The sequence below is a fragment of the Archaeoglobus sp. genome, assembly GCF_017656475.1.
Classification (GTDB): Archaea; Halobacteriota; Archaeoglobi; order Archaeoglobales; family Archaeoglobaceae; genus Archaeoglobus.
Genome location: NZ_JACDNT010000013.1, coordinates 30,990 through 52,985, shown reverse-complemented (window position 1 = coordinate 52,985; position 21,996 = coordinate 30,990). Strand labels below are relative to the sequence as shown.

Annotated in this window: 25 protein-coding genes; 18 read left to right on the top strand and 7 right to left on the bottom strand. The window is 46.5% G+C overall.

Annotated features, from left to right (window positions below; all coding sequences use genetic code 11):
• Nucleotides 1-154 precede the first annotated feature (154 nt).
• Together H0Z19_RS05675 and H0Z19_RS05670 are read left to right on the top strand one after the other, a co-directional pair.
• Nucleotides 155-1,576, top strand: a complete 1,422-nt coding sequence (locus tag H0Z19_RS05675) for an ATP-binding protein (protein WP_290724665.1) — start codon at nt 155-157, stop codon at nt 1,574-1,576.
• Nucleotides 1,551-2,783: a VWA domain-containing protein gene (locus H0Z19_RS05670; RefSeq protein WP_290724663.1), complete on the top strand. Its 1,233-nt coding sequence runs from the start codon at nt 1,551-1,553 to the stop codon at nt 2,781-2,783. Before H0Z19_RS05675 ends, H0Z19_RS05670 begins: the two co-directional genes overlap by 26 nt.
• Here H0Z19_RS05670 and H0Z19_RS05665 read toward each other — a convergent pair.
• Nucleotides 2,780-3,517: an ATPase domain-containing protein gene (locus H0Z19_RS05665; RefSeq protein WP_048064392.1), complete on the bottom strand. Its 738-nt coding sequence runs from the start codon at nt 3,515-3,517 to the stop codon at nt 2,780-2,782. The two genes, H0Z19_RS05670 and H0Z19_RS05665, sit on opposite strands and share 4 nt — an antisense overlap.
• Before the next feature lie 63 nt (nt 3,518-3,580).
• Between H0Z19_RS05665 and fbp the strand changes: the two genes are divergently transcribed.
• The 10 genes from fbp to H0Z19_RS05615 all read left to right on the top strand — a co-directional run bounded on the left by fbp (nt 3,581) and on the right by H0Z19_RS05615 (nt 12,454).
• A complete protein-coding gene (gene fbp / locus H0Z19_RS05660) occupies nt 3,581-4,693 on the top strand; it encodes a fructose-1,6-bisphosphate aldolase/phosphatase (RefSeq protein ID WP_290724660.1) in 1,113 nt (370 codons plus the stop codon).
• Nucleotides 4,693-5,292 carry a hypothetical protein gene (locus tag H0Z19_RS05655; protein ID WP_290724659.1) on the top strand — a complete coding sequence of 200 codons (600 nt, stop codon included), beginning with the start codon at nt 4,693-4,695 and terminating at the stop codon, nt 5,290-5,292. The genes fbp and H0Z19_RS05655 overlap by 1 nt, the downstream gene beginning before the upstream one ends.
• Nucleotides 5,289-7,127 carry a Glu-tRNA(Gln) amidotransferase subunit GatE gene (gene gatE, locus H0Z19_RS05650; RefSeq protein WP_290724658.1) on the top strand — a complete coding sequence of 613 codons (1,839 nt, stop codon included), beginning with the start codon at nt 5,289-5,291 and terminating at the stop codon, nt 7,125-7,127. The genes H0Z19_RS05655 and gatE overlap by 4 nt, the downstream gene beginning before the upstream one ends.
• A 35-nt stretch (nt 7,128-7,162) precedes the next feature.
• On the top strand, nt 7,163-8,278 hold the full coding sequence (locus H0Z19_RS05645) for an asparagine synthetase B (RefSeq protein WP_290724656.1): 1,116 nt from the start codon (nt 7,163-7,165) through the stop codon (nt 8,276-8,278).
• Nucleotides 8,212-8,640 (top strand): YkgJ family cysteine cluster protein, encoded by a 429-nt coding sequence (locus H0Z19_RS05640; protein ID WP_290724654.1) that lies wholly within the window; start codon nt 8,212-8,214, stop codon nt 8,638-8,640. The genes H0Z19_RS05645 and H0Z19_RS05640 overlap by 67 nt, the downstream gene beginning before the upstream one ends.
• A gap of 308 nt (nt 8,641-8,948) precedes the next feature.
• Complete coding sequence (locus tag H0Z19_RS05635) at nt 8,949-9,194, top strand: hypothetical protein (RefSeq protein ID WP_290724652.1); 246 nt, start codon at nt 8,949-8,951, stop codon at nt 9,192-9,194.
• 15 nt (nt 9,195-9,209) lie between these two features.
• Entirely contained in the window at nt 9,210-10,244 is a 1,035-nt protein-coding gene (locus H0Z19_RS05630) for a hypothetical protein (protein WP_290724651.1), read from the top strand.
• The gene (locus H0Z19_RS05625; protein ID WP_290724648.1) at nt 10,235-10,702 is read left to right on the top strand and encodes a MarR family transcriptional regulator; all 468 of its coding nucleotides are present in this window, start codon (nt 10,235-10,237) and stop codon (nt 10,700-10,702) included. The genes H0Z19_RS05630 and H0Z19_RS05625 overlap by 10 nt, the downstream gene beginning before the upstream one ends.
• A 153-nt stretch (nt 10,703-10,855) precedes the next feature.
• Complete coding sequence (locus H0Z19_RS05620) at nt 10,856-11,782, top strand: hypothetical protein (protein ID WP_290724646.1); 927 nt, start codon at nt 10,856-10,858, stop codon at nt 11,780-11,782.
• 9 nt (nt 11,783-11,791) lie between these two features.
• Nucleotides 11,792-12,454, top strand: coding sequence for a flavodoxin family protein (locus H0Z19_RS05615; RefSeq protein ID WP_290724644.1), 663 nt, complete (start codon nt 11,792-11,794; stop codon nt 12,452-12,454).
• Here the strand turns inward: H0Z19_RS05615 and rtcA are convergent.
• The 3 genes from rtcA to H0Z19_RS05600 are packed head-to-tail and all read right to left on the bottom strand — an operon-like array spanning nt 12,447 to nt 14,654.
• Nucleotides 12,447-13,433 carry an RNA 3'-terminal phosphate cyclase gene (gene rtcA / locus H0Z19_RS05610; protein ID WP_290724642.1) on the bottom strand — a complete coding sequence of 329 codons (987 nt, stop codon included), beginning with the start codon at nt 13,431-13,433 and terminating at the stop codon, nt 12,447-12,449. The two genes, H0Z19_RS05615 and rtcA, sit on opposite strands and share 8 nt — an antisense overlap.
• A gap of 31 nt (nt 13,434-13,464) precedes the next feature.
• On the bottom strand, nt 13,465-14,064 hold the full coding sequence (locus tag H0Z19_RS05605) for a DUF4203 domain-containing protein (RefSeq protein ID WP_290724641.1): 600 nt from the start codon (nt 14,062-14,064) through the stop codon (nt 13,465-13,467).
• Nucleotides 14,065-14,108: 44 nt separating this feature from the next.
• Nucleotides 14,109-14,654, bottom strand: a complete 546-nt coding sequence (locus H0Z19_RS05600) for a DUF99 family protein (RefSeq protein ID WP_290724639.1) — start codon at nt 14,652-14,654, stop codon at nt 14,109-14,111.
• A gap of 32 nt (nt 14,655-14,686) precedes the next feature.
• Here H0Z19_RS05600 and H0Z19_RS05595 point away from each other — a divergent pair, with 32 nt between their 5' ends.
• On the top strand, nt 14,687-15,190 hold the full coding sequence (locus tag H0Z19_RS05595) for an HD family hydrolase (protein WP_290724637.1): 504 nt from the start codon (nt 14,687-14,689) through the stop codon (nt 15,188-15,190).
• Nucleotides 15,178-15,657: a Mut7-C RNAse domain-containing protein gene (locus tag H0Z19_RS05590; protein WP_290724635.1), complete on the top strand. Its 480-nt coding sequence runs from the start codon at nt 15,178-15,180 to the stop codon at nt 15,655-15,657. Before H0Z19_RS05595 ends, H0Z19_RS05590 begins: the two co-directional genes overlap by 13 nt.
• A 1-nt stretch (nt 15,658) precedes the next feature.
• Here H0Z19_RS05590 and H0Z19_RS05585 read toward each other — a convergent pair whose 3' ends face one another.
• Complete coding sequence (locus tag H0Z19_RS05585) at nt 15,659-15,808, bottom strand: 50S ribosomal protein L40e (protein WP_290597967.1); 150 nt, start codon at nt 15,806-15,808, stop codon at nt 15,659-15,661.
• A gap of 73 nt (nt 15,809-15,881) precedes the next feature.
• Between H0Z19_RS05585 and H0Z19_RS05580 the strand changes: the two genes are divergently transcribed.
• The 4 genes from H0Z19_RS05580 to H0Z19_RS05565 all read left to right on the top strand — a co-directional run bounded on the left by H0Z19_RS05580 (nt 15,882) and on the right by H0Z19_RS05565 (nt 19,161).
• The gene (locus tag H0Z19_RS05580; RefSeq protein ID WP_290724633.1) at nt 15,882-16,535 is read left to right on the top strand and encodes a helix-turn-helix domain-containing protein; all 654 of its coding nucleotides are present in this window, start codon (nt 15,882-15,884) and stop codon (nt 16,533-16,535) included.
• Nucleotides 16,536-16,681: 146 nt separating this feature from the next.
• Nucleotides 16,682-18,184: a DUF2193 domain-containing protein gene (locus tag H0Z19_RS05575; RefSeq protein ID WP_290724631.1), complete on the top strand. Its 1,503-nt coding sequence runs from the start codon at nt 16,682-16,684 to the stop codon at nt 18,182-18,184.
• Between the two features lie 30 nt (nt 18,185-18,214).
• Entirely contained in the window at nt 18,215-18,424 is a 210-nt protein-coding gene (locus H0Z19_RS05570) for a DUF2180 family protein (protein ID WP_048064700.1), read from the top strand.
• A gap of 2 nt (nt 18,425-18,426) precedes the next feature.
• Nucleotides 18,427-19,161, top strand: coding sequence for an MIP/aquaporin family protein (locus H0Z19_RS05565; RefSeq protein ID WP_290724626.1), 735 nt, complete (start codon nt 18,427-18,429; stop codon nt 19,159-19,161).
• A 3-nt stretch (nt 19,162-19,164) separates the two neighbouring features.
• Here H0Z19_RS05565 and H0Z19_RS05560 read toward each other — a convergent pair whose 3' ends face one another.
• On the bottom strand, nt 19,165-20,307 hold the full coding sequence (locus H0Z19_RS05560) for a cofactor-independent phosphoglycerate mutase (protein ID WP_290724625.1): 1,143 nt from the start codon (nt 20,305-20,307) through the stop codon (nt 19,165-19,167).
• Nucleotides 20,304-21,947: a phenylalanine--tRNA ligase subunit beta gene (gene pheT, locus H0Z19_RS05555; RefSeq protein WP_290724624.1), complete on the bottom strand. Its 1,644-nt coding sequence runs from the start codon at nt 21,945-21,947 to the stop codon at nt 20,304-20,306. The genes H0Z19_RS05560 and pheT overlap by 4 nt, the downstream gene beginning before the upstream one ends.
• Nucleotides 21,948-21,996: the final 49 nt, after the last annotated feature.

The window sequence follows — 21,996 nt, the reverse complement described above, 5'->3', positions numbered from 1 at the left end:
TTTGTTCCTTTCGAATACTTTAGGCTCCTTAACAATTTCCTTTACTGATTGCATAATTTGGTGTTATATTTCAGATTTATAGGTTTTGGTAATGTGGACATACCCTCTAAAAGCGACCAAAACTGAAATATAAACCCTGACCAAATATTCAACAATGGACTACATATTCGAAGATGTGAAAATAAAAAGGGGAAGCGCTCCAAAGTTCATTCTCAACGGAGAAGAGGTGGATATCTGGGATGAAGAGCTTGTTAACTACCACTCAAAGAGCGTTTCGGATTATATCAGGGAAAAGCTCATCGAATTTGAGAAAAAAGGCATCGACCCGTTTGAAGAGATAATAGGGAAAGAGAAGGAGAAGGAGATGGTCAAGACAGCCTTAATGAGCGGATCAAACATCCTTTTTAAGGGCAAGAAGGGCTACGGAAAGACGACGTTTTCAAAGGCCATTTCGAAGCTTTTGCCGGACAAGATACTTGCAATTAAGGGGTGTAGAATCCACGACGACCCCACACAACCCACCTGCTTTTCATGCAAGAAGAAGCTGTTTGAGGAGGATGAGGTTGAACTCGTTTTTATCCCCAAGAAATGGATAAGGATTGCCGGAGATCCGATGATGACGACAAGACAGCTTATTGGTGGTATCAGCCTTCAGAAAATAAAGGAAGGTTATGAGCTCGACCACCCTGAAGTGTTCACTCCGGGAAGGGTGCTGAAAGCTCACAGAGGTATCGCGTACTTCGACGAACTTGGCTCCATCCCTTCAGCCCTCCAGACTCTTCTCCACGAGCTTCTTGAGGAGAGGCAGATTACCACTCCAGAAGGGGACATAGTTCCAATGAAAATAGACACTCTTGTCATCGCGTCAACAAATCCCGCGAACTACAAGGGCGTTTCAGACATTAAGGAGCCCCTTCTCGACAGGATGGAGCAGATAGACATAGGGCCACCTGAAACAATAGAGGAGGAGATAGCGGTCGGTCTCAGGAACATGACACTCGACGGCTCTTTAATTCCCGAATGGCACCTGAAAATTATTGCATCAGCAGTGAGATGCATGAGGAGCAATAATTGCAGATATTCTGCAAGAATTGAAGTTGAGCCAAGCTGCAGAGCGACGATAAAGGCCTTTGACCATGTTGCAGCGTCTGCGATGAGAAACGGCAGAAAGGCTGTAATGTTTGCAGATTACGGTAAAGACTTTGCAAATCTGAGTCTGGCTCTGAAAAGCAGGTTTGAGGTGGATTACGAAGATGAGCTAAGCAAGGATGAGGTTGTTAAGGGTGTTGTTAATGACGCCATCGACACGGTTTGCGGAGAGGTTTATGCAGCCATACCGAGAAACATATTCGGCGGTATGATGGAGGAGCTGTCTGAAATTGGAGAAATTGACGTTTACTCTTCAAATGGTTTGGAAGACTACAGAAACCTCTGGGCCTTTGTATCATCTATCTCCCGAAGAAAGGAGGAAATGAACTCCGCACTGGAAATCACTCTGGAGGCGATTGCGAGGTGCACTGGTTTGGTGGAGAAGCAGGAGGAAGGGGTTTATGCCTACCTTGCCTACGACAGATAAGCCTGAATGCTCACTCTGCCAGAAAAGCGAGAGTGGTTTGGAGAAAATAGCTGAAGACCTGCTTTACTCCCTCTTCAACCCCTATCACAGGGACACTGGAGATTTTGACGTTTCAGAACTTATCAGAAAGCACCTGAATCCAGAGATGGCAAAGGATTTCGAAATGTACTCATCCTTTTTCAAAGACCTCATGAAAACATTCGGGTTCATGAGCAACTACTGGGCAGAGAAAAATAAGGAACTCAAGGATGCAAAACAGAAGGCGTGGGAAGAGCTCAAGGAGATGCTTAAGAGTGGTGATGTAGGCAAAGAAGAACTCAGCATGAGCCAGATTGTTGACAACTTCTTTGATGAAGTTGTTGATGAACTGCAGGAATTAGGATACATAGAGAAAGTCGAAACGAGACTCCACAGAAAGGTGATTAACTACACTGCCAAAGCTGAAAGCATTCTGGCTGAGAAAGTCCTGTCACTCAGTCTTCAAAACCTCGACAAAAGAAGCTACGGGGAGCATGAAACGGAGAAGCTTGGCCAGTCAATCTTTTCAAGTGAGAGAGTGGTTGAGTACGACCCCTATACTCACCACTACGACAACATCGACCTTGCTGAAAGTTTGCTGAAGTCCGCGATGAGAGGTGAAATAGAGCTTAACGAGAACGAAATGGTGGCAAGGCAGCCGAAGCACACTGAGAGGTGCGTTTATGTAATGCTGATAGACGTGAGCGACTCAATGAGGGGAAGAAAAATCATTGGGGCGATTGAAGCTGCCCTCTGCCTGAGAAAGGCGATAAGGAGAGCTGGGGGCAATGACGAGTTGAGAGTGATAGCCTTCAACCACAGAGCTCATGAGATAAAGGAGGGAGAGATTCTGAACCTGGAAGCGAGGGGGAGAACTGACATCGGTCTCGCTTTGAAAAGAGCAAGAAAAATACTGAAAGGAAGCTCAGGTACTGGCGTGGTTTTTCTTATTTCGGATGGAGAACCAACTTCAAGCTACAACCCCTACTTAACACCATGGAGGTGTGCGTTGAAAGAAGCTGAGAAGATGCGGAATGTTGAAGCGAGGCTGCAGATAATAATGTTCGGTAAGGAGGGGAGATTCCTCGAGCTATGTAAGAATATGGCCAAGCTAAGCGGAAATGCCAATCTTTTCCACTTCTCCGACCCGCTGAACCTGAAAAATTTTGTTGTCAGAAGATTCCGTTAAGCGAACACTTCTTCCTTTGAATATACCACAATTCCGTTCTCCGTAATTTCGAAGGGATGAATCTTGCTGCTGTGGTTCGTTCCCCTCATCTTGAAGATTTCAATGCTCCTAACTCTTGTGTTCTCTATTCTCGTGTAGTAGAGAACTATCGTTCCCTCGACGACGAAGTTTTCAACACCGAATCTGCTTATTTTGTCTCCTCCACCTTCAACGACCTCACAGGTCAGTATTGAGGTGAGGCCGAGAATCTCCATGGTCGTGGAGATTTTCAGGAGTTCTACTCTAAATTTGGCTGGATCGGATATCGTAAAGCCGATTGATGTTGTTGAGTCGACAACCGCTCTCCTCGCACCAATCTCATCCTGAATTGTGATGATCTGGTCGAGCAGAGAGCGAGTGTCAAAAGGCCTGACGTCAATGTATCTCTCATCTGAAGGCAAACCTATCTTTGTCGAGGTTGCGTCAACGATAGCAAGCATGTTTTCATCTTCATACTTCTCAAGGTCCCAGCCAAACGTCAAAAAGTGTTCTCTGAGGTGCTGAGGCCTTTCTTCTGTGGCAACAAATACTCCTGGTTCGTTGTACTTCTCAATACCATTAACTAGATACTGCATGGCGAAAATGGTCTTACCGGAACCGGATGGGCCGGAAACAAGATAACTTCTGTCCCTCAACAATCCACCACTGCAAAGTTCATCAAATCCCGGTATCCCAGTGGGCACACGCTCCAGCATAGTTATCACGTCCTTCTATCATAAACCTTAAAGTTTAAATTGTTTACGCATCATCATCCTATCATGAGAAAGGTAACCGTTTCTCTGATAAAAGCGGATGTTGGTAGCGTGGCGGGGCACACAACAGTCCCTGATGAGCTGAAAAAGGCGGCTGAGGAGAATTTGAAAAACGCAGTTGATTCCGACTTAATTATTGATTTCAGAGTATTCAATGCTGGTGATGACCTTGAACTGCTAATGACCCACGAAAAAGGTGTTGATAACGAGGAAATTCACAGGCTCGCCTGGGAGACCTTTGAAAAGGCTGCAGGTGTTGCCAAGCAGTTGAAGCTTTACGGTGCAGGGCAGGATTTGCTGAAAGATGCCTTTTCAGGAAATGTTAGGGGCCTGGGGCCGGGTGTGGCTGAAATGGAGTTTACCGAGAGAGAGGCTGAGCCGGTAATAGCATTCATGATGGATAAAACCGAACCCGGAGCCTTCAACATGCCCATATTTAGAATGTTTGCTGATCCATTCAACACTGCTGGGCTTGTTATCGACCCATCAATGCATCAGGGCTTCGTTTTTGAAATATGGGATATTAAGGAGAGCAAGAGAGTTTTGATGAGAACTCCGGAGGAAATGTACGACATCCTTGCTCTAATTGGAGGAAAGAGCAGGTTTGTGATTAAGAGGGTGTTCCCGAAGGAAGGTGGAAAACTTCCGGCTGATGAGCCTGTTGCGGTAATCAGCACAGAAAAGCTCTACGAGATTGCTGGAGAGTACGTGGGCAAGGATGATCCTGTTGCCCTGGTTAGGGCTCAGAGCGGATTGCCGGCAGTGGGAGAGGTTCTTGAAGCCTTCGCTTTCCCCCACCTCGTAAGCGGGTGGATGAGGGGCAGCCATAACGGACCTATCATGCCGGTTCCCTTCAAATATTCAAAATGCACAAGATTTGACGGCCCACCACGGTGTATAGCTGCTGGATTCCAGCTTGCCAATGGAAAGATTGTAGGGCCGGTTGACATGTTTGATGACCCCGCCTTCGACTACACGAGGCAGAAGGCAATGGAGATTGCCGAATACATGCGCCGTCACGGGCCATTTGAGCCGCACAGATTGCCGAGTGAGGATATGGAGTATACAACGTTGCCGAAAGTGCTCGAAAAACTGAAGGAAAGGTTCGAAGAAGTCTGATGAAGCACATCTTCTGGCACGGAATGGCAGAGGAGGAAAAAATAGAGTACCTGCGAAAGTTCAGCGTGGCAGTTGTAGGAAGCAGAATGCTCATGGAAATACTCTGGAGGAGCGGTGTGGGCTGCATAAGATACATTTCAGACTACGTTTCTCCAGTAGATTCAAGACTTGACTGCACAATCGACCCCTTGGAAGCGAACAACTACGATGTGGTTCATCCGATGTCGTCAGATTCGTGCGTTATTTCTTATTTATATCCTGAAAGCGAGTCGGAGCTTAGAAAGCTTCTAAGAGGTATTGATGTGGTTGTCGCGCACAAGAACATCGAGATTATGGCGGAAATTGCGGAAAAGATAGGTGCACCGTTCATCCCAGACATCATTACCACTTTTTTGCCCGACGGAGTGAAATTCTGGGAGATAGAGTATCCGGAGATAAAAAGGGATCCCATTTCATACGCTTTGACCTGCAGCATTCAGGCCGGGGAGGTTTTGAGAGTGTTTACCGGCTACCATCTCCCCACAATCGCTCCCGAAGCTTACGTGGTTGATGTTAGAAGTGAGAACTATCTGCGGAAGATATCGCTTAAGGTGAGATGATGGATTACAAAGACCTGGGGCTTAAGGTCGGGATAGAAATCCACCAGCAGCTCGACACCAAGCACAAGCTTTTCTGCCTCTGCCCGACTGTAACGAGAGAAGTTGAGGAGTCGAATTTCGAATTTTTCAGGTATCTTAGACTGAAGAGAAGTGAAATTGGGGAAGAAGATAGAGCGGCAAAGGAGGAGGTTGAGAGAAGTAGAAGGTTCACATACAAGTACTACGACACTACATGTCTTGTTGAAGCTGATGAAGAACCGCCAAGGGAGCTCAACAGGGAAGCTTTGCTGATAGCAATTCAAGTGGCAAAGATGCTGAACATGGAGGTTGTGGATGAAGTGCATGTAATGAGAAAAATAGTCATCGATGGAAGCAACACGACTGGTTTTCAGAGGACTGCCTTGGTGGCATTTGGCGGCTTTCTGGAGGTTGACGGGAGAAGGGTGGGTGTTTCCACACTCTGTTTGGAAGAGGAGGCATGCAGAAAGGTTGAGGAAGGAGAGGGGTATGCTGTCTACTCCCTCGACAGGCTCGGAATACCCCTCGTTGAAATAGGCACCGATCCTGACATTGACTCCCCTGAGATGGCCAAAAAGGTGGCGGCAAGGCTTGGAATGATTCTCAGATCAACTGGAAAAGTTAAGAGGGGTTTGGGAACCATAAGGCAGGATGTAAACATCAGCATAAGGGATGGGGCAAGAGTTGAAATTAAGGGTGTCCAAGAGTTAGATATTCTGGACAAGATTGTTGAGTATGAGGTGCTGAGGCAGGTTAACCTTCTCAAAATAAGGGAAGAGCTTATAGAAAGAGGAGCAGAGGTTGTAGAGAAAATTTTTGACGTTACAAAAATATTCGAAAATACGAAGTCGAAGATAATAAAGAACAAGACAGTGAAGGCCATACTTCTGAAGGGCTTTGCAGGCATCGTTGGCAGGGAAATACAGCCGGGCAGAAGGATTGGAACAGAGTTTGCGGACATCGCAAAAACGTACGGTCTTGGGGGTATTTTCCACACGGACGAGCTTCCCGCTTACGGCATTAGCGAGGAGGAAGTTAGCAGGCTTAAGGATTTCGTTGGTGTAGGAAGCAACGATGCGGTCGTGATGGCTGCGGGAGATGCTGTGAGGGTCGAAAGAGCGTTGAGAAGGATAATCGAGAGGGCGAAGTACTGTCTGATTGGAGTTCCAGAGGAGACGAGAAAGGCCAATGAGGACGGCACAACATCGTATCTCCGTCCGTTACCCGGAGCTGCGAGAATGTATCCGGAAACAGACGTTCCTCCGGTTGTTATAACGGAAGAAATGCTGAATGTTGAAATTCCCGAGCTGATAGAGGACAGGGCGAAGAGGTACGAAAAGCTGTTACCGAAAGACCTCGCTTGGGAAATTGCGGACTCCCTCTACTATCAGATTTTCGAGGAGTATTCGGAAAAGCTGCAGCCAACTGTTGTTGCGAGAGTGCTGCATCTCGTCCCGGCAATGCTCAGAAAGGAAGGTATTGATATCGAAAAGCTTGAGGAGAGGCACTACAGGCTTGTGCTCGACATGATTCTCAATGGTGACATTGCAAAGGAAGGGGCGGAGGAGGCTTTAAAGCTGCTGTCTGAGAATCCCAACTACTCAGCAGAGGAGCTGAAGGAGACAATCGGTGCGGCTGAGGACATAGACAGCTTCATCGCTAAGCTGGTTGAAGAGAAGGCTGATTTGATTACTGAAAGGGGAGAAGCTGCCTTCAAGCCGCTGATGGGTCTTGTGATGAAGGAGTTCAGGGGAAAGGTTGATGGTAAAGTTGTTGCGGAGAAGCTGAAAAAGGCTATCAAGAACTTCCTTTCCTGAGGGGATTTTAAATAACTGAATGGTGAAGTGTAGCTGTGGCAATATATGCATTTCCAGAGTTTGATGGCGAGAGCAGAAGGGCAAGCAGGATCTACGCGAGTGCAAGGTATCCCTCAAGGCAGGAAGGAAACATCTTCTTCGACTCGGAGGAAGTTCCAAACTTGAAATATGCTGACGAGATGCCTTTGAGGCTGAGGTCTTTTTACTCAGTCGTTGCATTCCGTCCTTCTCACATATTTCTCTCCCGCGATGTTCTTGGCGGAAAACCGCTATACTACGGCAGCGACATGAGCATTTCATCCTTCAAATCTTACATCGACGGAGAGGTTTACGAGGTAATGCCGGGAGAGGTGCTCAAGATAGACTACACAGGGGAGATTCAGGAGAGAAAAAAATTTACTTTCGAGGACGTTTTTAAAGTTGGACAGGCCGATGTTGACGAGATGGTTGAGAGGATTATAAGCTCCCTGAGCAGCTACAAACCGGGAGTTGGGTGCATAGCCTTCTCTGGAGGGGTTGACTCGTCGCTGCTCGCAGCCCTCTACGACCTCCCTCTTGTATCTGTGACTGCAAGCAAAGCTGAGGAGGAATGGCTCAGGGAAGCTGCAAAGATGCTCGGGAAGGAGATTGAGATACTGAAGGTTGGAGAGGATGAGATAAGGGACGCAGTTCAGACCGTCATAAAAACAGTTGAAACCGACGACTTCCTTCAGCTTTCAATTGCAGTTCCCGTTTACCTTACAATGCAGTTTGCTAAAACGCTCGGTTTTACGGAGATAGTTTTCGGGCAGGGTGCTGACGAGCTTTTTGGCGGGTACAAGAGGTACGAGAGCATGGACAAATACGAGCTTGAAGACGCTATCGTAAGAGACCTGAAGTCCATAGGGGATTCAAACCTCGTCAGGGACAACAAACTGGCTTACAGGAGTGAGATAAGGCTGGTGACGCCATATCTGAGATGGGATGTTATTGATGCGGCCATAAAAATACCTCCGGAGTACAAAGTGAGAAGAGTAGATGGAAGGGTTATAAGGAAGTACATTCTGAGAAAAATAGCCGAGAATTACCTGCCAGGGGAGATAGCATGGAAGGAAAAGAAGGCAATTCAGTACTCAACCGGAATGGCGAAGATTTTGAAGAAGTATCTGTGAATTGCTTTGATGGGAACACCTTTTGCGGGAAGTGCTGCATTGAGACAGAAATGCCCCTCACTAAAGAAGACATCGCCAGAATAGAGGCTTTGGGGTATTCAAAAAGGGATTTCGCGGTAAGGGATGGCAAAATCATAAGGCTGAGAAATGTAAACGGAAAATGCTTCTTCCTCGACTCCCACAACAGATGCAGAATCTACGAACATCGCCCGGAGGGATGCAGACTTTATCCCGCTGTTTTTGATGGTGAAGATGTTATCGCAGATTCGGTATGCCCCAGACGGAATGAGGTCAGAATAAGCGAGAGGGCAATAAGGAGGCTTCTTGAACTGATTGAGGAAATTTACGGATTAGAGTTTTGAAAGTTTTTTATTTAAAAAAGTATAGAGCATTTACACAATATTCATCTCAACATGAATAATGACTATCCCTAAGGAATGCATTTTGGCCTTAAAAGCTTCATATCGATGATTCTTGGAGCTGGTAGAAGTTATACATCAATTATGTTTGTAAGATAGCACAAAAAACTATGTTTCCGGTTTTTTCAGCTTTTTCAAGAAAAAGTTATTTGCTTTTTCATCACACATTGCAAGTAAAAAGAGGTGTTGCTAAGTGACCATAAGAAAATTAGCTATGTGTATTGTTGCAATAGGGTTGGTGCTGTGCGCGAGTGCCACGACACTTGCCAAAAAGGAATCCAGAAATACACTACCATGCAGATTGTCAGGTCATACCTGGTGGCGCATGGGAGATAGTTCAGAGCGGCTGGAATTTCTTCGAGCCGTACACATACTGGGCAAAGGTTGAGACTTATGCCTCCGACACTGGCACATACGTAGCGAAGGCCGGGGCAGATCCTGATCATGGTGGAACGCTTTGGGGCTACTTTGCAACAGCTTATTTGTATGTGGAGTAACGTCGAGTTGATACCATGAACAAATTATTTTTTATTTTTAAACTAAGAAATAATAAAAAAAGATTTGTTTTGAATATGCTGTTGCTATCATTAATGGTCTCATCTTCGTTGTACTATAGTGAATTAGGCTCCTCGTATTGTCAGGAGAAGCTTGCTCCACTCGTTAGCTCAGACTATGATTTAAAAGTAACGGCTCTGATAAACGAGAGTCTTGTCAATGAAATTTCAAATAAAAGTTTTGTTGATGAGGTGGTTTTTGTGTTGATTGCAGATTTAAACCTTAATAATCATCGAGCTACAGGAATCCTTATTAGCGACCTCAATAAGCTGAATATGACAAACTATATCCCCAAGCTGATAGAAGGGGGGAATGGGGCTGGCGTAATAATTTCTAAAAATTTGGCGACAGAACTCAATTTAAAAGTAGGGGATACTGTATTACTGCGTCCATTGCACGGTAACCAGAATGTTGAACTACTTGTTGCAGGTATAGCAGAATTTCCATTTACCACAGATGCAGACATAATCCTGAAGTATCCTGAAGAGTTCAAGGAGTATTACTCAAATAGACTTCCCACACACGCCCTTTTTGGAGAGGCGTATGTAAAACTTAAAACACCTCTTAACAAAAGTGATGAATATATAAAGACAATCAGTTCCGCTGCAGTAGACATATATTACAGAAGTGAAAGGTTAAAAGAGCTACAGGCAAAGATTGATGAGATGAAACACAACACATTCTACGTACTTTCTAAATTTTCAGGAATTTTTGCAGCAGTAATTGTGGGATTAACGGAATTAAATTTCTTCATGTTCAATATTAAAAAATTTAGATTCAATATACCTTTAAAATATCTTGGTGCACAGTTTATGTTGTACATCTCCTCAGCACTTTTCATGTCTTCAATAATGAGCCTTGCCATCATAAAATTAATTTTTGGCCACATCTCGTTAGAATCAATTTTAATGCTGATCACAATTTTATCTTTAGCCTTAGCTACCTCCTATGTCGCCGTATATCTTACGACAAAGAGAGGTGAATGTTTGTGATCCCAGGCTTGTATGAACTAATCGTGCTGATTGCTGTGTTAAGTATCCCGCCGGTTATCTACTATGATGCAAGAAGAAAAGGCAAGAATCCCTATTTCTGGTCATTTGCAGTTTTAATTGGGCTACTGCTGAACTATTTCGTGGGACTTTTGTTAGTTGCTGTGTATTTTATACACAGAGATAACAATCCAAACTCTGCAGTCGCTCTCAAAGATGAATTTTTGAATCTATTCGACCTAAATGAGAGAAAAGTACTTGAATGTCTCCTGAACCATGGTGAGATGAATCAAAGCGAAATTGTCGCAAGAACCAAGTTGAGTCACGCAACTGTTTCGAGAATACTCAAAAACCTTGAATCGCGGAACATTGTTGTGAGGCATCGAAATGGGATGCAAAAAGTCGTTAGGCTGAGTGATGACATTAAGTGTTTTGGATCGGACCGCCGTAAGTCTAGTTGATCGTTGCAAACAGCGAGAATTCGTCAATTATTCTTCAAACCTCAAAATAGAGGATATTTGGATGTTTAAGGCGGTTCATGGGTAGAAAACTTTTGGGGAAGTGAATTGAAAAAGCAAGCACAAAAGTTATCTTTTGGGGAAAGAACAAAGACCATGTTCTTCACAGACTGGGAAGGGCCATGGATACTCACAGACTTTGCCCTCGAACTCTGCATGGCAGTTTTCAACAATGCGAGGTTCTTCGGTAACCTCAGCGAGTATGATGATTATCTGGCGTATGAGGTTAAAAAGGAGGGATATGAGGCGGGATACACTCTGAAGCTCCTCACACCGTTTCTTGCTGCGGCAGAGATAAAAAACAGAGATGTTGAGAGAATCGCTGAGCTTTCGGCAAGGTTTGTTCCGGATGCGGAGAAGGCGATGGCAAGGTTGCAGGAGAAGTGGAAGCCTGTGGTGATATCCACTTCCTACACGCAGTATCTGAAAAAGACCGCGGAAATGATTGGCGTTAAGGGTGATTTGCACGGCACTGAGGTGGACTTTGATAGCATAAGCCTCCCAGAAAACCTGAAAAAGGAATTACTGGATATGATTGACGTCATAGCCTCGCTGAACGGGGAAGAGCTTTTCAGAGAGCTTGACAGACTTTTTTCCCGCCAAGATGTTAAAGAAATCGTTGAATCGGTTAAGGCAATTGGAGCTGGAGAGAAAGCGGAGATTATGAGGAATTACTGTGAGTCGATGGGTATCGACTTTCCCGTTGTTGTGGGGGATAGCATATCCGACTACAAGATGTTTGAGGTTGCCAGGAGTATGGGAGGTGTGGCGATAGCCTTCAACGGAAATGAGTACGCTCTGAAACACGCTGATATCGCGATAATCAGCTCCACTGCAATGAGCGAGGCGGAGGTGATAGGGCTGTTTATGGAGAAGAGGGAAAAGGCGTTTGAGATGCTTTCGAACATAAGCATTCCGGAAACCGAAATATATATAATGGAAAACTCAGATTTTGCCGAAGTCCTTGAGAAGTCGAAGAGGATGAGGGTCAGGCTAAGAGGCTTGGCCGGAGAACTCGGATAAGGTGGTGTGATGAAAGCTGTTGGTATTCTCGGCTCACCGAGAAAGTATGGCAACACGTCGAAGATGCTCGATGCTGCGTTAGAGGAGCTCAAAGAAAGGGGATTTGAGACGAAGAAAGTGCATCTGTCCTCGAAGAAGATTAACTACTGCACTGGATGCGGCACATGCCTCGCGAAAAAAGATTGCGTGCAGAAAGACGACATGGTTGAGCTGAAAAAGCTTGTTGAGGAAAGTGATGCTGTAATCCTCGCGTCTCCTGTTTACTATCTCAACGTAACGGCACAGATGAAGACCTTCATTGACAGAATGCTCGCATATGGCCACAGACCGACGCTTCAGGGAAAGTATGGTGGAAGCATAGTCGTCTATGCAGGAGTCGGCAAACCGGAGGAAGTTGCGGGATATCTGAACAGAGTGCTCAAGGCGTGGGGAATAGTGCCAGTAGGTTATGCAGTGGGCTTCGGTGTGATTCCGGGTGAAGTGGGGCAGGAGGATCTGGAAAAGGCATCTTTGCTCGGTAAGAACATTGCTGAAGCGTACGAGAAAAAATACAGAGCAGAGCCGACTGAGGAGGATTTCGAGCTTCAAAAGCAGCTTCTAACTCTTATAAAGAACTACGGAAACCTCATGAAGGCCGATTACGATTTCTGGAAGGAAAGAGGCCTCATTTAATTTTTATTTTATTCCCCTCAAACTTCACAACCTCTCCAAGGAATGAGTTTATCACGTACGCGTTGCTCTTTTGATGCATCGTAACCTCGCTGGTGGTGTACTCCGTGCTACCTTTGGCCATTGCTGCAAACGGCATCACTTGGTCAGCGAGATGTGCGTCGAAGGCAGCCTCTGACTTCAGCTCTCTGTAAAGGTTCTCCGCAGCCTCCAGACCGACAATCTCCGCCCTTTTACCCCTCTCTCCAAGAGCACTGCCTCCCTTGTATCCGCTCCAAAGAACTATCCCGCTCCCCGTCGATAAACCCTTCAGAACTTCTGTCTTTATCTTAGCCTTTACCCCCCTCTCCTCCAAGAACCCTCTGGCCGAATTTGCCTGCCTTACTGCAACATGTTCCGGAAGGTTCTGGCAGTGGCTTATGCCTTTAACCATCTCATCAAGCTTTTCAAAAATCACACCTCGCATCTCGGATGGCTTTGCCTCCAGCTTTACAACCCCACCTCCCTTGGGATAGTAGCCCCTCTTCAGAACCTTAAGCTCACATTCAACGCTCATTTCCCTCAAGGCCCTCAAAGTCACGTTTTTGAAGTAGTCCACTGGCGGAGCCCAGGCTACATCAGTTCCGCCACTAACCGTAAGCCTGCTTTCCCTGTCTGCGAAGAGAAGTGGAAGCAGAACCGTCTGAAAGATGAGCGTGACGCTACCAGCGGTTCCTATGTCTATCCTGAACTCCCCACCCCTCACACTTCTTGGCCTGAACACCACCTCAGTGGAACCGAGTCGAAGTCCTTCGACCTCAGCATTGCTGATAATTTTGGCGGCCTCAATACCCTTCAAATGCTGCGCCGCCAGTCCTGGCTTCGGGCGGTTGGCTCTGATATTTTTAATCCTCACGGCCTTTCCAGTTACACAGGAAAGTGCAACGGCTGTTCTCAGTATCTGTCCTCCTCCTTCCCCGAAACTACCGTCTATTTCGATCACAGAAGTAGTTAAGAAAATAAGACAAAAAAGCTTACTCTTCCTCCTCTACTTCTTCTTTGTGGGCGACGTACTGCGTAATAATTCCCGTAAGAATCAAAGTGAACCACAGGAGGTCGAAGTAAGCGTTTGAGAACATAATGTCAAACGCGCCTTTCGGGTCTGCGAGTACGTCGTAAATGTGCGCCCCGGTTATCCCCATGTGCACGGCAAGGACAATTGATGAAGCTCCTATAACAGATGTTATGAGCACTGTTAAAGGCTTCTCGATAAAGAGGTTTGTCAATGCAAAGAGTGCGGCAAGAACGAATGCGTAAATCTGGTACTCAGGAAGGAGGTAAATGCCGACAAAGTAGCCAAAAGCAGCTCCCGTAACGATAAGCCCCAGCTCATCTATAAGGGCGAATAGAACAGCACCTACAGCAGCAGATGCGAGGATTGCTACAAGAGCATTCTCGTAGTAGTTCATGGTGACATAGATGCCCACAAGCTCGCCAATAAGGAATCCTATAACCGCGGAATAAACTCTGAAAATCCTGTAGCCGATGAAGCAGAGTATAAGGCCTATGATAACTAAAGAAGTCAGAACGGCAGCCTGACTTGTAAGCATTTCCGCAATTTCAATTGGCTGCATGGCATCAAGTGGTTATTTTGGTATATAAGCTTTGGCTAATATATTCACGCTTTCCCTCGCGATTCTCCATGTATGATTGCAGATGCTACTAGGTGTGCTATTCGAACGGGTTCAGGCATGTTTCCCTTAACCGTTGCCGCTTTAACAAGCTCCTCAGCCTCGTCAAAGCTCAGACCAGCGGTCTGGATGTAGAGATTACCAGCCTTGTGAATTTCACCTGCCTTCTCAACGATTCTCTTTCTTGTGTCGTAATTCTCGACATTCCTCATCGCTGAATCAAATTCCTCAATGTTCGGCTTTCTGCGCATTACAACAACAACAGGGATTTTCGTTTCACCATAAACCTGCTGAATGTCCACCAGATTAAACCCTCCAAAAGTGATGCCAGGAAGAAAAATGCACTTTATCTGCTTTCTGAATTTCGACTTCTTCACCATAGCAATGAGCTTCTCCGTTGCATCAAGACCGTCTATCTCTATCTCAGTGTACATGAACCCCTCCACGTAACCATCGCAGGTCACACACCCCACGATGCAGCATTTTTTGTCGTCAAAGCTGTCGTCGATGCCGAGGAACCTCCACTTTTTCATAAAGCTTATTGACAACGTGCATTATTAACTCTATGGATGACGTTGTGAAGTTCATTCACGAGGTCGGATCGCTGAAGTTAACCCCTAGATCGGGATGGCTTAAGTTGGGGATCAGGCTACCAGAAAGCGTGGCGGATCACAGCTTCAGAACGGCAATAATAGCGTTTGTCCTTGCAATTGAAAGCGGTGAAAGTTTTGAAAAGGCATGCAAGGCTGCAACCGCTGCTCTTTTCCATGATTTACACGAGGCGAGGACGATGGACTTGCACAAGATAGCTCAGCGCTACGTTAGTTGCGATGAGGAGAGGGCAAAGAGGGATCAGCTTTCTTGGATGGAGTTTCAGCCTGATTTCTCCGATGTTGAGGTATATGTGAGCGATGCAGATAGGCTTGAGCTTGCCTTTCAGGCTGTGGAGTATGGGGAGCAATCAAAGTATGCGATAAAGTTTGCAGAAAAGGTTGAGCTGAAAACTGAAGTAGCCAGAAAAATGTATGAGGCTTTGATGGAGAGGAAAGACCCTGTATGGTGGAGATGAAGTTTCTGACTGACAGAATGCTCGGAAAGTTGACGAGATGGCTGAGAATCTCAGGTTATGACACCTTAAGCATAGCTGATCTGGAAGTTAAGGGTGAAGAGGACGACTTTATGCTGAAAAACTTCAGAGACAGAGTTCTGCTCACCAAAGACAAGGAGCTTTACAGAAAAAGCATTAAGGATGGCAGAAAGGTGATTCTGATAAAGTCGGACTCCGTAGAGGGGCAGATGAAGGAGTTGATGCAGAAAGGTGTGAAGTTTCAGATAGTAATGGACAGGTGCAGCCTCTGCAACACGCCTTTGAGAAAGCCGAGCAGAGATGAGGCGATTGAGGTCATTTTGAGGGAAAAACTTTCGGAAGACATGCTAAAAATGGATCTGTGGTACTGCGAGAAGTGCAGAAAGCTCTACTGGATGGGAGGACACTGGAAGAACATGACGAGGTTTTTGAGAAAAGTTGAAAAATAAATTACCTACCTTTCCTCTCCTTCGATTTAGGCCTCAGACCCTTGTATCCGCACTTCCTGCAAACCTTGGCCTTCATTGGGTTTCTTGCGTTGCATTTCATGCAGATTTTCACGTTGAACAGCCTTGCCTCCGCTTCAGGGAACCTTGCCATGAGTCAAGCAGAATTTGGCGTTATTTAAACTTTTTTGGAGAAAGGTTTATGAGCAGAAAAAATCACGATATATATGTATCTTCTTAAAGTAAAGGTGGATCAGCATCGCTGCTCCCTTGCAGTTGCAAGTAAAAAATGCCCAGTAAGGGCGGAAATCATTTCGTATATCCTTCTGAATGATGAAGATGCTTTATTTCTGGTCAAAACATCTGATGCTGAAAATGTTACAGAATATATAAGGGAGGTTGAAAGACACCCCAACACCAAGTTCATTCAGGTTCTTGAGAAGACGCCGATTGAGGCAAGCTTTATTGCTGTTGTTAGCGATACTACAGGTATCAAGGCTTTTGAGAACTCCTACTGTTTTATAAAACCCCCTATAATTGTTGAGGATGGAAGCAAGATTTACGAAATTATTGTTCCAAGCACAAGCTACCTTCCAAAGGCGTATGCCAACCTGAACAATGTTGGTGAGTGGAAGGTAATAGAGATAAAGAGTATTGGAGAGAGGAGGGCTGGGCTGACCGAGGCGCAGAGAAGGGCTTTAAAAATTGCATACGACCTTGGATACTTCTCCGAAAGGAGGGAGGTAACAATCAACGACATCGCCATGGCTCTGGGAGTTGCAAAAAGCACTGCTCACAAGCACCTGAAAATTGCGATTTCGAAGCTTGTTGAGCGGTACATACAGGAAAAGGAGCTCGAAAAGTCGATTGAGTTGTTGTGAATTGAATTATTATCATCTGGTAATGAACTGGTAGACATATCCGCAAATTTTCCGTAATATTTTTCATTTAATTTTTGGACATGTTGCTTTTCCTCAGCTTACATGTATGCCAAAAAAGTGATGGTCGATTATGACCATTATACTACATGGCAGATGAAGTAGTTGAGAAAATGGTGAAGGAAGCCATGGCCGCCCAGTGGGCGGATGTGAACGTGATTAAGGAGAAGAGAGGAAAAGAATTCGTCATTGACGATGTAAAGCCCTATGTGGATGCGGTAAACCAGATGAAAGCCGTTGGAAACCAGAGTAAGGCAGTCATAAGGCTGCACGTTGACTCAGTCAATGCGCACTACGAGATCCTCAGAAGTCTGACCAAGACGGTAAGACCTGAGGACGACCCGTTTGTGGAGCACTATCAGACTCCTGCAATTTTGGAGATTCTGTATGAGGAGGATGAGAGCTTCAGAAAGAGTGTTGATAAGTTCATTGAGGGCATTGAGAAGGCTGAGGCTCTTATTGGCCGTGAGGTTGTAAGGAGATATGGTGGCTTTTACGGGCCAACATGTGTTGTTGATTTCGCACTGATACCGGGAAGCACGAGCAACATTGTTAACAGAATACTCAAGACGGTTGACATTCCCAAGGATCATGCTCAGGCAATTCTTGCGTCAAAGTCCTGGGGAATGAACACATCATACGGCTTCGGTGAGGTTTTTGCCAATGAGATTGAAAAAGGAGCCACGCTGACCGATGCGATAAAGAAGGAAATCGAAATGATAAAGCTCGTCTACGACCAGCCGACGGAGGCTCAGGCCAAGCTGATGGACGAGCATGGACACCAGAGCTTCGACGTGAGAAAATACATGTCGGAATACAAGAACCGCATGAAGGGTGCCGTGAAGGATGCTATGGATGATGGTGTGCACTACGGAAACATTGTGACCGTCCCGGCATACTGTGTTGGAGATGCAGCTCACCACATAGCTCAGTCAACGTTCAACATGTGCAAGGATGACGTTGTGATGGCAGTTATAGAGGCAACGAGTGCAGTGATGGACACAACATTGAACGCAAATCTTGATAAGTTCAAGAACGAATACCAACCTCTCAGCGTTGCAACCGGCTCGGGAGCTGTTGCAGTTGAGTACATTCTCGAGCTTGACGGCTTTAACGCCCCCATGATTGTTGACCTGCTGACCAAGAGGTTCCACAACTACGTACAGCTATATCCAACGAGAGGTGGAGCGGCGGAGCTGCACAACCACGACTTCATGGATATGATTTACAGAGGGTGGAAGTACATTGACGATGCAAGGAGAAGTAGAAACGGTGTTGACACAAAACTCGTTCCAAGGGTTGCTGGGTTCGAGGTTAATCTTGATCCGGTACATGAAAATGAGGTTCTGATGAACCCGCAGCGCTACGCATATCCGGGATGTGCCATCAGCGTAAGATTCTCTGCCCTTATGAGGCTCGCGGACTATCCGTGTCTGCTGACAAGTGAGCCGGTAACAGCAACGATGATGACGAACATAATCGCATTGCACAAGGAAACTCCAGCCTCACCAGCAAGAGTCTGCAAGGACTGCGCCACTGCTGCACTTGTAGACTTCAGGCATGCGTACTGTCAGTGGAAAGAGGCAGTTTAATTTTCTCTTTTTTATTTTTAGGTGATATGTATGAAGTGCTACATCTGCAAGGAGCAGGGTAAGGACACAGATGCTGTTGCTATCTGCATCGTTTGTGGCATGGGAGTTTGCATGGAGCACCTTGTCAGAGAAGAGGTTCCGCTCTGGAAGGGAGACTATCCATTCCCGGCAAGGAAGATGAAAAAGACAGTGCCGAGAATTCTCTGTGTTATCTGTCATGAGGCTTATCAGGAGGAGTGAAAATGACTCTTGCAAAGCGCTTCACGGCTGAGGTTTTAGGAACTTTCATCTTGGTCTTCTTTGGTCCTGGTGCTGCTGTTATAACGCTGATGATAGCGAATGGTGCTGACAAGCCGAATGAGTTTAACATAGGCATTGGCGCTCTAGGTGGGCTGGGAGACTGGTTGGCTGTGGGTATGGCCTTTGCACTCGCAATTGCTGCCGTGATTTACTCTCTTGGCAGAATAAGCGGAGCTCACATAAATCCCGCAGTCACAATCGCCCTCTGGAGCATTGGAAAGTTTCCGGGGAGAGAGGTTGTTCCTTACATTGTCGCACAGTTAATTGGAGCTGCACTCGGTAGCTTGCTTTTCCTCGCCTGTGTTGGTCCCGCTGCTGCGACCATTGGTGGTCTGGGAGCTACAGCACCGTTTCCGGGAATAAGTTATGGGCAGGCCATACTGGCAGAAGCGATCGGCACATTTCTGCTGATGCTGGTCATTATGGGTGTTGCGGTTGACGAAAGAGCACCTCCGGGATTTGCTGGTCTGGTAATCGGTCTTACTGTTGGAGGAATCATCATAACCATCGGTAACATAACGGGCTCATCGCTAAACCCCGCAAGAACTTTCGGCCCATATTTGGGCGACTCGCTGGTGGGAATAAACCTCTGGCAGTACTTCCCGATTTACGTCATCGGGCCAATAGTTGGAGCAGTAGCTGCGGCATGGATGTACAACTATCTAGCCAAAGAATAACCCCTATTTTTTTAACAGCAAATCCATAAGCCTGAGACCATCCAGCAGTCGGTACTTTCCTTTTCTGCAGCTTTTCTCGTTGTAATACTTTACCTCATCTCTTTCTCTGCCATAAACAGCGAAGGGGACGGGTTCAGCAACATGCGTTTTAACCTTCACGGGAGTTGGATGGTCGGGGAGGAGCAAAATCCTTGTCTCGTCGAGGTCGATTTTGTTCAGCAGCTTCCCCACAATTTTGCTGTCGTAAAGCTCGATCGCCTTAACCTTTAGTTCCGCATTTCCTTCGTGGCTCACCTCATCAATCCCCTCCGTATGCAGTACAACGAAGTCGTAGTCCTCCAGCGCCCTCACAGTCTCCCTCACCAGCCCCCTGTAGTTGGTGTCGATGTAGCCGGTAATGCCCTCAACCTGAATAACATCCATACCCATGCCCCTCGCAATTCCTTCAAGCAGGTCAACCTCGGTAATCATCGCTCCCCTGACACCGAATTTCTGCTCAAAGTTCGGGAAGGATGGCATCATCCCTCCACCCCACGGCCATATCATGTTCGCCTTCTCTGTGATTTCGGGCAGTATCTCTGCAGACCACTCCATAAGCTCCCTCAGCAAACTTGCAAGCTCACCTCCCGAGGGCAGGTATCTGTCTATCTCTTTTCCCGTGATGTCGTGCGGCGGGAAAGTTTTAATGCTGTCTTTGAAATTTTTGTTGACAACAAGCAGATTCCGGTAGCTTTTGCCCGCGTGGAACTCCACGAAGTCGTAGGGCTTTTTCCTGTTGAGCTCCTCAATGACCCTCTTTGCCTCCTCATTGCTAATCCTTCCGCCTGAGTAATCGGCCATCACTCCGTTTTCCACCCTAACGAGGTTGCAGCGAAATACGATTTCTCCCCTCACGCCCCTCGCTAAAGCCTCAATCGGGCCCCTGCCGGTGTAGTATTTTCTCACGTCGACTCCCAAAATGGTGAGGTTTGCAACGTCGCTCCCCGGTTCAAAGCCCTCTGGAACCGTTTTTGCCATACCGCACGCCCCTTCTTTGGCAATGAAGTCCATGTTCTCGGTGTCTGCGACTTCAAGCGGTGTTCTGCCGTCAAGCTCTTCAACTTCCCAGTCAGCCATTCCGTCCGGAATTAGCAGGAGGTACTTCATAGCAGCTCTCCCGTGTCAAATATGCTGCTGAGGTCCAGCTCAAAAGCGGAGACGGGCATGGTCAGCTCAAATGCTTCAAGGACTTCAGGGTGAATTTCTCCGAAAACACCAACGCTCTTGTCATTCACAACTATCTCGCCCCTTCTGCCATCTATAAAGGCATCATCATCCGACTCTCTGACCTCCCAGGATAAATCAAACTCTCTCATCACCGCCTGAACGTAGCTCCTTATCTCGGAGAAGTTTGCTCTTGAGTGAGTTATGCAGGCGGCAAGATGGAGCCTGTTCTTGGTATTTACAACCACATCCCCAACCTCAAACACCATCTGTGGCATCTCGTGGTGCTTGTTATAGGATAGAAGCTCGAGGAGCTTTGGAAGCAGTGAGGTTCTTAAAATTGTGTGTTCGGTTGTGAGGGGGTGCATCACTGGCACGTAATCCTTCCATGGTTCTCCCTTCCTCCTCATCTTTTCGTACATCACAGCCTCGTTCGTCAGAGTGAACGTTATGACCTCCGTAAATCCAAGACCAATCATTATCTCCTTAGCCAGACTCCTCAGATCGTTCCAAGGATGGGTTTTGCCGAAGGTGAGCGTTGGGGGAATTTCGGGAGTTATGTTCTCGTAGCCGTAACCTATGGCCACATCCTCTATCACATCCCACTCGTGCATTATATCCGCCCTGTAGGGCGGTATCCCCACCTTTAACTTGTCGTCCAAAACCTCGCAGGAAAATCTCATCTTTTCGAGGGCATCCTTAATCTCGTCAGGAGACAAACTCAAACCGAGCAGGGAGTTGACCTCTTCGATATCCAGTTCCATAAATCTTACGTCCAGATTGGGTGCAATCTCCCTCCTGTCTGGGTAAATAACCTCAACACTCTCAATTCTCCCCCCTCTGTCCGCAAGCATGCAGGCAAGAATCGCTATCGCTCTATCCACGTTCTCGTCGAAACCTGTAACGTCAATAAAGAGGTCTCTTGTGTTCTCAGTCACTCTCGTTTTTTCGGCGTTTATTATTGGTGGGAAGGAGATGACTTCATTCTTTGAGTCAATAATCATCGGATACCTGTCCTTTCCCTCGAGAATGAAGGAGTATGCTTTGCCCTTTGGATGCTTTTCCAGAATTTCTGCAACCGTCATCTTCCTGTCAAAGTCGAGAGGGATGAATGAGAAGCTGGCATCCACGGCCGTGTAGCGGAGTGGGAAGTAAACCTTGCTCAGATCATGAACACCGATGGCCATCTTCCTCCTGTTCCTTCCTATGGTCCAGTGCAAGTCTTCCTGAACTTCCATTAGGCTTCTGATGACTTCGTCGGTCATTTCAATGCCTTTAACAACGCATCCGACTATTCTAGGCCTTACGGAAAGCACACTCTCTTCAACGGTAATCTTCCAGTCACCTTTTACCGTGGAGTAGCTTTTAAGCCCCTTCTCAATGCCCAGAAAGCCCCTTAAAGCTCTCGCAACCCCCTCAACACTGTAGAGATCGGGACGATTGGGGAAGAACTCTACATCAACGTGATCATCTTCAACTCTCTCAATGTCGCATCCGAGCATCGGGAGGCGTTTCAGTATGGTTTCTCTGTCAGCCCCGGTTAGCCTTTCAAGTTCGTCCCAGTATAGCGTGACAACTGGCATTGGTTCTTGCTTGGAGTTGAGGTTAAAATTTTTTAGGTTGTGGAGTGCC